This is a genomic window from Duganella sp. GW822-FHT06D06 (genome assembly GCF_058799615.1).
The window spans coordinates 1-12,778 of sequence record NZ_JBXALQ010000025.1 but is presented as its reverse complement, the minus strand read 5'-3'; the positions used below and the strand labels follow the sequence as shown (position 1 = coordinate 12,778).

Here is a 12,778-nt window from a genome sequence, read left to right as displayed (position 1 = left end):
GGCGCTCCTTATGCGACATGGGACTTGCCGTCGGCGTGGGCGTTGGCGTCGAACAGCGTCGGCGCCTTGCGCACCAGGTCCGACACCTGGCCGTCGATGATGTGGACGTTGCGCTGCGAGCGCACCGCCAGTTCCGGATCGTGGGTCACCATCAGGATGGTGGTGCCCTGGGCGTTGATTTCCTCCAGCAGCTCCATCACGCCGCGCGCCATCTGGGTGTCCAGGTTGCCGGTCGGTTCATCGGCCAGCAGCAGCTTGGGCGAGCCGGCCAGCGCGCGCGCGATCGCCACGCGCTGCTGCTGGCCGCCGGACAGTTCGGCCGGGTAGTGCTTCATGCGCGACGCCAGGCCGACTTTCGACAGCGCGTCCTCGATGCGCTCCTTGCGCTCGGCGGCGTTGAAGCCGCGGTAGCGCAGCGGTACGTCGACGTTGTCGAACAGCGACAGGTCGGGGATCAGGTTGAAGCCCTGGAAGATGAAGCCCAGCTTTTCGTTGCGCAGGCGCGAGCGGGCGTTGTCGTCCATGCCCTTGACGTTGATGCCGTCGAGGATGTACTCGCCGTCGGTGAATTCCTCCAGCAGGCCGGCGATGTTGAGGAAGCTGGTCTTGCCGGAGCCGGAAGGACCGGTCACGGTGACGAACTCGCCCTGCTTGACGTTGATCTCGAAGCCGCGCAGCGCGTGGGTTTCGATCATGTGGGTACGATAGACTTTGCTCAGGTTTTGCATGCGCAGCATGGAGGGCCTCTTCGAAAAAAAGTTATTGGTTGATCGAGACGCGCTCGGCGTTCTCGAAGGTTTCGGTGCCGGAGATGACGACCTTGTCGCCCTGTTTCAAACCGCCGAGGATCTCCACCGCGGAGACGCTGGTGGCGCCCATCTTGATCGGGGTGCGGATGGCGATGCCGTCGCGCACGACATAAGCGTAGCGGCCGCCTTCGGATTCGACGAACGGGCCGCGCTGCAGCATCAGCGTGTTGGGTTTTTCGTCGATCAGCAGGCGCGCGGTGACGCGCTGGTTCTGGCGCAGGCCGGCCGGCTGGGCGGCGGTGAAGCGCACCCGCGCCAGCACCTGGTTCTTGACCACCTCCGGCGACAGCGCCGACAACTTGGCGTTGGCGCTGCCGGTGCCGTAGTTGACGTCGGCGTTCATGCCCAGGCCGATGTCGGACACATAGGTCTCCGGCACTTCCAGCTCGACTTCCAGGCGCGACAGGTCGACCAGGGTCATCAGCGGCGCGTTGGCCGGCACCACGCTGCGGTTGGCCACCGACAGGGTGCCGATGAAGCCGTCCACCGGGGCGCGCACGGTCAGCTCGTCGACGCGGCGCTGGGCGTTGGCCAGCGACAGCCGTTGGCGGTCCAGCTCGTTGATCTTGGTCTTCAGTTCCAGCACCACGTTGTCGCTTTCCAGCTCGGCCGCCTGGCCGGCGTGCCTGGCGCGGATCTCGGCCGAGTTCAGCGCGTCCTTGGCCTTCTGGTATTCGATCTTGGCGATGATGCCTTCGTTGGAGACGGCGTTGTAGCGCTCCAGCGTGCGCAGCGCCGACAGGCGGTCGATCTCGGCGGTGTCGGCGTCGCGGCGGGCCAGCAGTTTCTGCTTGCGGGCCAGGATCTTCTGGCGCTCGACTTCGGCTTCCAGTTGCAGGAAGCTCGATTGCTCGCGCTTGAGGGCGTCGGTCAGGTCGGGCGATTCCAGCACCGCCAGCACGTCGCCGCGCTTGACGGTGTCGCCGGCGGCCGCCTTCAGCGTCACCGTGGCCGGCGAGGCCGAATACAGCGTCGGGCTGATGGCGGCGACGATGCGGCCGTTGACGGCGGCGTCGCGGACCAGCGTGCCGCGGCCCACTTCGGCGAGGCGCAGGCGCGAGATGTTGACCGAATGGTCGCTGCCGCGCCAGGAGTGCAGCACCGCGTAGGCCACCGCCACCAGGGCGATGGCGCCGACGGCGAAAACGAGGCGGCGCTTGACGGCTTGGCCCCTGGGGGCGGCGATGACGGCGTCTTGATTGGAGGTGTCGCGTATCATGATCGTGTAAGTGTGTGTGGATATGCAACGTTATGCAGAAACTGTGCCAGCACTTAAGTGTTTGATTTGATTGATGTTGGCCGCCGCGGCCGTTGTCCGCGCCCTTGTCCGGTCGTCCGCCCTGTCCGGCCGCGCTTGATAAACCGGCAAGCATGACCATCTGTGACGCTGTCGCCCCCACCCGAGTACCGTATGCGCTTGTTCGACCGTTTGACCCGCTTGCTGCTGCCCGCCGAAACGCCGATCGCCGACTACCCCTTCGTTGCCAGCGACGTCGCGCTGTACCAGCGCACCGCCCACGCCGACGCCAGCGCGCTGGACGCGCAAACCTGGGACGACCTGCTGCTGCCGCAGTACAGCGCGCAACTGGCGCGCGAGACCAGCATCTTCGGCCAGCAGGAGCTGCACCGGCGCCTGCACGCGGACGGCGGCGCCGTGGCCGCGTCCGCCGTCCGCGTGCGGACACTGGCGCAGGACGCCGGACAACGGCAGCGCCTGCACGCCGCCTGCAGCGGCTTGCGCCGCGCCGACTGCGAAGTCAGCACCACGCTGTTCGGCGCCGCCCTGCCGCCGGCGCCGCGCTGGCTGGCGCTGCTGCCATGGCTGCCGCTGGGCTTGCTGCTGTCGGTGGTGCTGGCGCTGGTCACCGGCGTGGTGGCGCTGTGGGGCGTGGTGGTGGTGCTGTGGATGGTGTTGTTGGCGGTGCAGATGCGTTATCACGAAGCGGTCGAGGACTGGCGCCGCATCCTGGCCACGCTGCAGCAGATGCTGCGCGCCCACAGCCTGCTGGCCGCGCTGGACGATCCGCTGACGGCCGGCCTGCGCGCGGACGCGCCGCGGGCGGGCAAGCTCAATCGCAAGATCGCCCAGTCGGCGGCCGGCAACCTGCCCGGCGTGCGCGAGTACCGCGACTGGCTGTGGCAGATGAATGTGCGCCACTACTTCGACAGCCGCGATGCGGTGCGCGGCCATCTCGACTTCCTGCGCGGCAGCTTCGAGCGGGTGGCGACGCTGGAAGCCGACCTGGCGCTGGCGCGGCACCTGGCGCAGACGCCGCGCTATTGCTGGGCCGAGCAGGGCGGCGCCGTCGCGCTGGAGCGGGTGGTGCATCCGCTGCTGGCGCAGGCCGAGCCGCTGACGTTCGCGCTGGCGGGGCAGGGCGCCTTTATCTCCGGGCAGAACGGCATCGGCAAGAGCACTCTGCTGCGCACGGTGGGGCTGAACCTGATCGTCGCCCGCGCGTTCGGCTTCTGCTATGCGGAGCGGGCGGCCACGCCGCTGCTGCCGGTGTATTCCAGCATGCAGAGCGAGGATGCGCTGGAGGGCGGCGAGAGCCTGTACATCGCCGAGCTGCGGCGGGCGCGCGAGCTACTGGCGCTGGCCGAGCGGGCGCCGGCGGTGTTCATCATCGACGAGATTTTCCGCGGCACCAATCACCTGGAATCGATCTCGGCGGCGGCGGCGGTGCTGCACACCTTGTCGCAGCAGGGCACGGTGATCGTTTCCTCGCACAACCTGGTGCTGGCGCCGTTGCTGGAGCAGAGCTTGACGCCGTGGTGCGTCAGCCGCGCGGGCGACGGCCTGCGGGTGGCGCCGGGCGTGCTGGCCGATACCAACGGCATCGCCCTGCTGGCGGCGCGCGGCTTCGATCAGGCCATCTCGCTGAAGGCCGGCCGTGTATTCGACTGGCTGAACGCGCAAGCGCATAGCCCGCAGGGGCAACAAGCCGCCGTCAGCGTTTTGTGATGATTTTCTGTTGAGTTAACAAAAAAATAAAGTTAGTATATTTGAATTGCATATATGTAAAAATTGGCATTTTGAAACATGCCGATGTATGCAATGCCTGTGAACTCAACCATTCTTTTTGGGGACAATACAAATGTCGTCTACGACTTTCGAAATCGAAAAGCTGTACATTGAATTCTTTAATCGTCCTGCAGACGCAGGCGGCCTGCAGTACTGGAGCAACATGGTCAATAATGGCGGCACCATTGTCCAGGTTGCCCACGCCATGGAAAACTCGGACGAGTACCACGCCGCCTTCACCCAGAACTGGAACGACGGCGTTGCGACCAGCGTCGACCATGCCTTCATGAACATGTTCGACCGCCATGCGAGCGTGGCGGAACTGTCCACCTGGGGCGTGAAATTATATGGCGCGCTGGTGGAGCACACCCCGACCTCCGACGTGATCATGCAGATCGGCGATGCCGCCACCGGCGCCGATCTGCAGCACCTGATGCAGAAAGTCACCGATGCCCTGCCGGTTCAACTGGTCGGCGTGCAGACGCACGAAATGCCACTCGACGTCTTCGCCTAAGCGGGCCGCCATCCGTGACCTGACCCAGGTAGTCCGGTCACGGACTTGATTTTCTAAAAAAATCGTTCTATTATTTCTGTAATTACAGAAATTAAGGAAATTCCATGACGCTCGCGCCGACCATCCAGAAATACATCCTGCACTGGGGGGAGATGGGCACGCGCTGGGGCGTCAACCGCACGGTGGCGCAGATCCATGCGCTGCTGTTCCTCGTCAACCGCCCGCTGCCGGCCGAGGAAATCGCCGACACGCTGGGCGTGGCGCGCTCCAACGTCAGCAACAGCCTGAAGGAGTTGCAAGGCTGGGGGCTGGTGCGCATCACCCACATGGCCGGCGACCGCCGCGACCATTTCGTCGCCCTGCAGGACGTGTGGGAAATCTTCCGCGTCATCGTCGAGGAACGCAAGAAGCGCGAGATCGACCCCACGCTGACGGTGCTGCGCGAATGCGCGCTGGAGGCGGAGAACGATCCGGCGCTGGAGGCGGCCACCAAGATCAAGATGGACCAGGTGCTGGACTTCCTCGAAATGCTGACCACCAGCTACGGCGACTACAAGCACCTGCCGCCCGCCACCATGCAGCGCTTCCTGAAGATGGGCGGCAAAGTGGCGCGCCTGCTGGGCGGGGATTGACGCGTAAAAATTTCACCTGTTGTTTCTGTCTTTGCAGAAATTACGGATGAAATCATGATGGTGAAACTGGTGTGCGAGCTCGACCTGGAAGTCAAACCTAGAAAGGCAGCGTCATGAATACCCATTTGCCCGCGGCGCGCGACGATGCCGCAATCGCGTTGAGCTTCGGCCCGTCGGGACGCAGTTTCCTGGTGACCGGCGCCACCGGCTTTATCGGCCAGCGCCTGGTGCGAGCGCTGCTGCGCGACGGCCATCGCGTGACGGTGCTGACCCGGCGAGCGCGCCAGGCAACGTTGCTGTTCGACGGTCGCGTCGATTGCGTCGAGAGCTTGGCGCAGTTGCCGCCGTCGTGCCGCATCAATGTCGCGATCAATCTGGCGGGTGCGCGCATCCTGGGCTGGCGCTGGACGGCGGCGCGGCGAGCGGTGCTGCGCGCCAGTCGCGTCGGGCTGACAAACAAATTGGTGGCGTGGATCGCCAAGGCCGAGCACAAGCCGGCCATGCTGGTGTCGGCCTCCGCGATCGGCTACTACGGCATACAACGCCGGGGCGACGACGCGCTGCTGACCGAGAGCGCCGGCCCGCAGCCCATGTTCATGTCCGACCTGTGTCGCGAATGGGAGCAGGCGGCGCAAGGCGCCGCTGCCCACGGCGTGCGCGTGGCGTGCACGCGCTTCGGGCTGGTGCTGGGTACCCAGGGCGCACTGCCGATGCTGCTGTTGCCCATCAAGCTGGGACTGGGCGGGCCGTTGGGCGGCGGCGCGCAATGGCTGTCGTGGATCCATGTGGACGACGTCATCGGCGGCATTGCGCATCTGTGCCGGTCGGGAGACGCGGGCGTGTACAACTTCACGGCGCCGGAAAGCCTGACACAGGCGCAGTTCAGCCGCGTGGCGGCGGGCGTGTTGCGGCGTCCGTTCGGCTTCCCCACGCCGGGCTGGCCGATGCGGCTGATGCTGGGCGAGCAAGCGGACCTGCTGCTGGAAGGCCAGCGGATTGCTCCCGCGCGCTTGCTCGAGAGCGGATACGTATTTCGCCATCCGCTGCTGGAAGGCGCGTTGCGCAGCCTTGCTTAATCTGAATGCACTGATGACGTTGAGCTGTTGTCGAACTGATGGGGTTCAGGCATCGATCGGAATGGTCCGCGCATGCCGGTTCTGGTCGACGATGAGCAGAGCACTGCCTGGTCCACACACTTCCACCATCGGCGAGCCGCCAGGCGACCACCAGGCGCTGCGCCCCGCCGCCGCAAAGCCGCCCGACGGCGCGGCGTGATTCGCCATCAGCACGCCCATGCCGAAGTCGCTGGCGTAGCGCTGCAGTTTGGCGGCGTCGCTAACGTAACCCGCTTCGGAAATCAGCACCCCCGCCAGATAGATCGCTGCGCCGTCAGCCGCGGCATCCGCCGCGTGCTGGTAGTGCGTGGCGTCGGCACAGATCGCCTGGGCGTAACGCTGGCCGTTCAGCTGCTGGCAGTGTGCGCCCATCGGCCCCGGCCGTGCGTACAGCTCTTCGCCCGGATGCAGGTACTGCTTGCGGTAGACCGTGGTCGTGCCGTCGGGCAGGAAGCTGAACGCAGCGATGCAGGGCAGGGCGTCGCTGTCGTCGGCTAGCGGTGCGCCAGCGATGATGCGCATGCCGGTCGCGATGGCGGCGTTGCGCAGCGGTGCCACGCGCGCGTCGTCCGGCGTCAGCAGGCAGTCGCGCAGCAGCGGCAATTCATAGCCGCACAGCGACAGTTCGGGAAACAGCAACAGCTCCACGCCCTGCGCCTGCGCAGCCTCGATGAAGCGCAAATGGATGGCGACGTTGGCCTCGATGTCGCCGGCGATGGATGGCGATTGCGCGGCGGCGATGCAGATGCCCATTACTTCTCCTGCTTCAGCGGCTTGGCCTTGTCGATCACTTCGCGGCAGTCGCCCTTGAAGCTGGCGTTGTCGTAGTTGCTCCAGCCGTAGCTGTCGACGTAGCGCTTGTGCTGCTTGAACTGCTTGTTGATGAAGCTCCACTCCAGCCGCTCGTCCTCGTACTCGATGTCGCCCAGGTCCAGCAGCGTGTGGAACATGTTTTCCGTCGCCAGCCGCGCCTTGCGGTGGCGCGCCAGCTGCTTCACCTTTTCCGGGTAGCGCGCCTTGTATTCGTCCGAGTACCACACCAGCGCCGGCACGTGGAATTCAAACTGCGTGTTGTGGCCGTGGAAGGCGAGGTTGCAGCTGTTGTCGTACAGCGTCTGGCCGTGGTCGGCCACGTAGACCATGGAGCCCAGCTGCCCGGTCTCCTTCAATTGACGGATCACCTGCGACAGGAACCAGTCGGTGTACAAGATGGAATTGTCGTAGCTGTTGTTGAGCTGCGGCTTGATCTTGGTGTCGGTGTAGACCGGCTTGTCGACGCCGAACAGCGACGGCTGCCATTTGTCGAATTCCTTCGGATAGCGCTGGCTGTAGTTCCAGTGGTTGCCCAGCGTGTGCAGCACGATCAGCTTTTTCGGCGCCGGGTCGGCGATCGCGTGCTGCAAGGGCTCCAACAAGATCTGGTCGAAGTTGGAGTTGTTGGTGAAGCCGCCCAGGTTCATGAACTGGATCACGTTCGCTTCCTTGGCGAACACCGACACCGGCGTGTCGAACTGGCCGAACGAGATCTGGTTGGACAGCCACCAGGTCTTGAAGCCCGCTTCTTTATATGCGGTCAGGAAGGATTTTTCCGAGAAGCCGTCCTTCAGGCTTTGCATCGAAGGCTTGCGCGAGATGATCACCGGCACCGACAGCCGCGTGGCCGACACCGCCGTGATGACGTCCGGCAGCGTGACCAGGTTGGCTTCCTGCTTGAGCAGCGGGGTGGTGTCGCGTTGGTAGCCGTTGATGCCCCAGCGGTCGTAGCGCGACGATTCGCCGATCACCATGATGACGATTTCCGGCGTGTCGTTCTTTTCCGGTTGGTGCGCCTTGAAGCTGAAGCTGCTGCTGCGCCGGCCCAGGTCGGCCAGGTATGCGCGCTCCTTGACGAAGTCGACGCCGCGCGCGGTCAGGCCGAACGGCCACGACGAGGCGAAGCTGTCGAAGCCCAGCGGCGAGCGCATCCACCACGGCAGCTGCGCCAGTTGCCAGCCGCTGCGGCCGGCGCCGGCGATGGCGGCGTGCTCCGGCGCGCTGTCCTCGTCGGCGTCTTCTTCCTCCTCCTCCTCATCTTCGGCGGCGGCGTCGCCGGCGCCGACCGAGGCGGTGATGCCGACATGGCTGAGCGCGGAACTGAGCGCCGAGCCGATGGCCGACCCCAGCGCCGAGCCCGCCGGTTTGGCGCTGGCCGGCTGGGGCTGGCTGGCGGCGACCGCGGCCGACGCCTTCTGCGCCGGCCTGGCGTGGACGCCGAATTCCCAGCCGTAGACCGACAGCGCCGACAGCGCTACTAATATAAGCAGCGCGCTCCGGCGCGACTTGCCGCGCCAGGCCAGCTGCGGGCTGCGGCGGGCGGCCAGCTGCACCGCGATCCACCAGGCTATCACCGCCAGCATCACGGCGCCCATCAGCCACACTTTGCGCCCCAGGAACTCCAGCGCTTCCTTCGGGCTGGTTTCGGCGATGATGCCCAGGTGGTGGGTGGAGATGCCCTGGCCGTAGTATATGAACAGGTAGAGCTCGGTCGGCAGCGCCAGGAAGGCCGGGATCAGCAGCCAGTGGAACCAGGCCGGGCGCTGCAACACGCTCCACACCGCGACCCAGGCCAGCAGCTCGACCTGCAGGATCTGCGTCAGCTCCGGCACTTGTCGTCCCAGCAGGATGGGCACGCAGGGCACCAGCGACAGCAGCAGGTAACTGGACAGCACGAACAGGGGAGCGGGGCGCAACAAAGATCGCATAGACAGGGAGGGTTGGAGATTGTCTGCTATTATCAAGTGTTTCCCGACCTTTCAGCTAGTGTTTGCGCCAGCCGCATTCCGCCGCGAAATAGATTGACTGGTGTTCCGACCACGTCTATACTCGCGAGTTCTCAATTTATTCTGCACATCGTATACGCTGTTTCAGGCCGCTCCTCGCGAGTGGCTATTCGCGCCTCCGTTGTTCCTGTAGATCGAGACGAGGTTTTAGTCGCCGGACAGTCGTCCGGGTTATTAATGTTGTAATTTTGTTGGGTTTATAACGATGCCAACCATCAATCAACTGATTCGCAATCCACGCGTCGCTCTGACCGTGAAAAGCAAATCGCCGGCGCTGGAAAACAGCCCGCAAAAGCGCGGTGTTTGCACCCGTGTGTACACCACCACTCCTAAAAAGCCTAACTCGGCGCTGCGTAAAGTAGCCAAAGTTCGTCTGACCAACGGTTTCGAAGTCATTTCGTACATCGGCGGTGAAGGCCACAACCTGCAAGAGCACAGCGTTGTCCTGCTGCGCGGCGGTCGTGTAAAGGATTTGCCAGGTGTGCGTTACCACATGGTTCGCGGTGCACTGGATACCCAGGGCGTTAAAGACCGTAAGCAAGCTCGCTCGAAATACGGTACCAAGCGTGCCAAGCAAGCCAAGAAGTAATCTGCATTAAAAGTTTTCGCTCAGTGGCAGCTAACTAAGTGAATGTAATCGACCGCAATTGGTCGAGTAAGTGGTCGGCTATGATGGCCCTCCGCGAGAGTGCGAATCCCATATCTGCGCACCTCAACTGAAGATTGAAAGGAATTGATATGCCACGTCGTCGTGAAGTACCCAAGCGCGAGATTCTGCCGGATCCAAAATTCGGCAACACGGATGTCGCCAAGTTCGTGAACGTTCTGATGCTGTCCGGTAAAAAATCGGTCGCAGAAAACATCATCTACGGTGCCTTCGAGCACATCGCAGCCAAGTCGGGCAAAGATCCGTTGGAAGTGTTCGCTACCGCGATCAACAACGCCAAGCCACTGGTTGAAGTGAAATCCCGTCGCGTCGGTGGTGCAAACTACCAGGTGCCGGTTGAAGTGCGCCCAGTGCGTCGTATGGCTCTGTCCATGCGCTGGCTGCGTGAAGCTGCGAACAAGCGCAGCGAAAAATCCATGCCACAACGCCTCGGCGGTGAGCTGATGGAAGCGGCTGAAGGCCGCGGCGGTGCAATGAAGAAGCGTGACGAAGTTCACCGCATGGCTGAAGCGAACAAGGCGTTCTCGCACTTCCGCTTCTAATCAAATCGGCCGGATCCTGCGTGGTCTGGCTGTTATCTGTTGTTCGAGGCCGGGCTCATTTTTGTCAGCAAAAATGGCGCTCGGTTTTGTCCATTCAAAGATTTAGGAATAATTATGGCCCGCAAGACCCCCATCGAGCGCTACCGCAATATCGGTATCTCCGCTCACATCGATGCAGGTAAGACCACCACCACCGAACGCGTCCTGTTCTACACGGGCGTGAACCACAAGATCGGTGAAGTTCACGATGGCGCCGCCACCATGGACTGGATGGAGCAGGAACAAGAGCGCGGCATTACCATTACCTCGGCAGCGACGACCTGCTTCTGGAAGGGTATGGCTAACAACTTCCCTGAGCACCACATCAACATCATCGACACGCCAGGCCACGTTGACTTCACCATTGAAGTTGAACGTTCGATGCGCGTGCTCGACGGTGCTTGCATGGTTTACTGCGCAGTGGGCGGTGTTCAGCCACAGTCGGAAACCGTATGGCGTCAGGCCAACAAGTACAAAGTGCCACGTCTGGCCTTCGTCAACAAGATGGACCGTACCGGCGCCAACTTCTTCAAGGTCTACGAGCAGATGCGCGCTCGCCTGAAGGCGAACCCGGTCCTGATCCAGATCCCTATCGGCGCTGAAGAAAACTTCAAAGGCGTGATCGATCTGGTCAAGATGAAGGCCATCCTGTGGGACGAAGCGTCCCAGGGCATGAAGTTCGACTACGTCGAGATCCCTGCGGAGCTGGCCGAGTCGGCCGCCGAGTGGCGCGAGAAGATGGTCGAAGTCGCTGCTGAAGCGTCCGAAGAACTGATGAACAAGTACCTGGAAGAAGGCGACCTGTCGGAAGCCGAGATCAAGAAAGCGCTGCGCGAACGCACCATCGCTTCCGAGATCGTTCCGATGATGTGCGGTACCGCCTTCAAGAACAAGGGCGTACAGGCCATGCTGGACGCGGTCATCGAATACCTGCCGTCGCCGCTGGACATCGACGACGTCGGCGGTACCGACGAGGACGAACAGCCAACCACCCGTAAAGCTTCGGACGAAGAGAAGTTCTCGGCGCTGGCATTCAAGATCATGACCGACCCGTTCGTCGGCCAGCTGGCCTTCTTCCGCGTGTACTCGGGCGCCATCAATTCGGGCGACACCGTGTACAACTCGGTCAAAGGCCGTAAAGAGCGTCTGGGTCGTATTCTGCAGATGCACGCCAACCAGCGCGAAGAGATCAAAGAAGTGCGCGCCGGCGACATCGCCGCCGCAGTTGGTCTGAAAGACGTGACCACCGGCGAAACCCTGTGCGATCCGACCGCGATCATCATCCTGGAGCGCATGGTCTTCCCTGAGCCTGTGATTCAACAGGCGGTGGAACCAAAGACCAAGGCTGACCAGGAAAAAATGGGTCTGGCACTGAACCGTCTGGCTCAGGAAGATCCTTCGTTCCGCGTCAAGACCGACGAAGAGTCGGGCCAGACCATCATCGGTGGTATGGGCGAGCTGCACCTGGAAATTATCGTCGACCGTATGAAGCGCGAATTCGGCGTGGAAGCGACCGTCGGCAAGCCACAGGTTGCCTACCGCGAAACGATCCGCAAGGTATGCGAAGAGTCCGAAGGCAAGTTCGTCAAGCAGTCCGGTGGTCGTGGTCAATACGGTCACGTGGTTCTGAAGATCGAACCGCAAGAACCAGGCAAGGGCTTCGAATTCGTTGACGCGATCAAGGGCGGTACCGTTCCTCGCGAATACATCCCTGCGGTGGAAAAAGGCGTGCGCGGCACCCTGAACACCGGTGTTCTGGCTGGCTACCCAGTGGTCGACGTCAAGGTCACGCTGTTCTTCGGTTCGTACCACGATGTGGACTCGAACGAAAACGCGTTCCAGATGGCCGCTTCGATGGCGTTCAAAGAAGGCTGCCGCAAAGCGTCGCCAGTGATTCTGGAGCCGATGATGGCTGTGGAAGTGGAAACGCCGGAAGACTACGCCGGTACCGTGATGGGCGATCTGTCGTCCCGCCGCGGTATGGTGCAGGGCATGGACGAGATCCCAGGCGGCGGTGGCAAGATCATCAAAGCTGAAGTGCCTCTGTCGGAAATGTTCGGTTACTCGACCACGCTGCGTTCCGCAACGCAGGGTCGCGCTACCTACACGATGGAATTCAAGCACTACTCGGAAGCGCCTAAGCACGTTATCGACGCGATCGTTACCGCTAAAGCTAAGTAATTTTTGTATTTTTGCGGGCGGGGAGATCCTCCGCCCGCATATTTAAAACATTGTTCTAAGGAAGAATAAAATGGCAAAAGAGAAATTCGAACGGACCAAGCCGCACGTCAACGTCGGCACCATCGGCCACGTCGACCACGGCAAGACCACCCTGACCGCAGCAATCGCTACCGTTCTGTCGAAGAAATTCGGCGGCGAAGCTAAAGCCTACGACCAGATCGATGCAGCGCCAGAAGAAAAAGCACGCGGCATCACCATCAACACCGCGCACGTCGAGTACGAAACCGCTACCCGTCACTACGCTCACGTTGACTGCCCAGGCCACGCCGATTACATCAAAAACATGATTACCGGCGCAGCGCAGATGGACGGCGCGATCCTGGTTTGCTCCGCAGCCGACGGCCCTATGCCACAGACCCGCGAGCACATCCTGCT

At 62.6% G+C, this 12,778-nt stretch carries 12 protein-coding genes; 8 read left to right on the top strand and 4 right to left on the bottom strand.

Annotated elements, in window-relative coordinates; translation table 11 throughout:
- Positions 1-8 precede the first annotated feature (8 nt).
- Entirely contained in the window at positions 9-737 is a 729-nt protein-coding gene (locus AC1RMD_RS29070) for an ABC transporter ATP-binding protein (protein ID WP_116993629.1), read from the bottom strand.
- Positions 738-759: 22 nt separating this feature from the next.
- Positions 760-2,028 carry an efflux RND transporter periplasmic adaptor subunit gene (locus AC1RMD_RS29065; RefSeq protein ID WP_492931975.1) on the bottom strand — a complete coding sequence of 423 codons (1,269 nt, stop codon included), beginning with the start codon at positions 2,026-2,028 and terminating at the stop codon, positions 760-762.
- Between the two features lie 192 nt (positions 2,029-2,220).
- Between AC1RMD_RS29065 and AC1RMD_RS29060 the strand changes: the two genes are divergently transcribed.
- The 4 genes from AC1RMD_RS29060 to AC1RMD_RS29045 all read left to right on the top strand — a co-directional run bounded on the left by AC1RMD_RS29060 (position 2,221) and on the right by AC1RMD_RS29045 (position 6,056).
- Positions 2,221-3,774: a MutS-related protein gene (locus tag AC1RMD_RS29060; protein ID WP_492931973.1), complete on the top strand. Its 1,554-nt coding sequence runs from the start codon at positions 2,221-2,223 to the stop codon at positions 3,772-3,774.
- A gap of 133 nt (positions 3,775-3,907) precedes the next feature.
- On the top strand, positions 3,908-4,348 hold the full coding sequence (locus AC1RMD_RS29055; protein ID WP_492931971.1) for a DUF4214 domain-containing protein: 441 nt from the start codon (positions 3,908-3,910) through the stop codon (positions 4,346-4,348).
- A 104-nt stretch (positions 4,349-4,452) separates the two neighbouring features.
- Positions 4,453-4,980: a GbsR/MarR family transcriptional regulator gene (locus AC1RMD_RS29050; protein ID WP_492931969.1), complete on the top strand. Its 528-nt coding sequence runs from the start codon at positions 4,453-4,455 to the stop codon at positions 4,978-4,980.
- 113 nt (positions 4,981-5,093) lie between these two features.
- Positions 5,094-6,056, top strand: a complete 963-nt coding sequence (locus tag AC1RMD_RS29045) for a TIGR01777 family oxidoreductase (RefSeq protein WP_492931967.1) — start codon at positions 5,094-5,096, stop codon at positions 6,054-6,056.
- A gap of 45 nt (positions 6,057-6,101) precedes the next feature.
- On the opposite strand, the gene AC1RMD_RS29040 is transcribed toward AC1RMD_RS29045, so the two are convergent.
- Together AC1RMD_RS29040 and AC1RMD_RS29035 are read right to left on the bottom strand one after the other, a co-directional pair.
- Entirely contained in the window at positions 6,102-6,848 is a 747-nt protein-coding gene (locus AC1RMD_RS29040) for a carbon-nitrogen hydrolase family protein (protein ID WP_492931965.1), read from the bottom strand.
- Entirely contained in the window at positions 6,848-8,824 is a 1,977-nt protein-coding gene (locus AC1RMD_RS29035) for a phosphoethanolamine transferase (RefSeq protein WP_492931963.1), read from the bottom strand. Before AC1RMD_RS29035 ends, AC1RMD_RS29040 begins: the two co-directional genes overlap by 1 nt.
- A gap of 295 nt (positions 8,825-9,119) precedes the next feature.
- On the opposite strand from AC1RMD_RS29035, the gene rpsL reads away from it, so the two are divergent.
- The 4 genes from rpsL to AC1RMD_RS29015 form a co-directional block, all read left to right on the top strand.
- Positions 9,120-9,503 (top strand): 30S ribosomal protein S12, encoded by a 384-nt coding sequence (gene rpsL, locus AC1RMD_RS29030; protein WP_008444270.1) that lies wholly within the window; start codon positions 9,120-9,122, stop codon positions 9,501-9,503.
- Between the two features lie 149 nt (positions 9,504-9,652).
- Positions 9,653-10,123, top strand: coding sequence for a 30S ribosomal protein S7 (gene rpsG, locus AC1RMD_RS29025; RefSeq protein WP_008444271.1), 471 nt, complete (start codon positions 9,653-9,655; stop codon positions 10,121-10,123).
- A gap of 114 nt (positions 10,124-10,237) precedes the next feature.
- Positions 10,238-12,343: an elongation factor G gene (fusA, locus tag AC1RMD_RS29020; protein WP_492931960.1), complete on the top strand. Its 2,106-nt coding sequence runs from the start codon at positions 10,238-10,240 to the stop codon at positions 12,341-12,343.
- A 70-nt stretch (positions 12,344-12,413) separates the two neighbouring features.
- Positions 12,414-12,778: GTP-binding protein (locus tag AC1RMD_RS29015; protein WP_492931958.1), on the top strand; the 365-nt coding region annotated here is incomplete at its 3' end.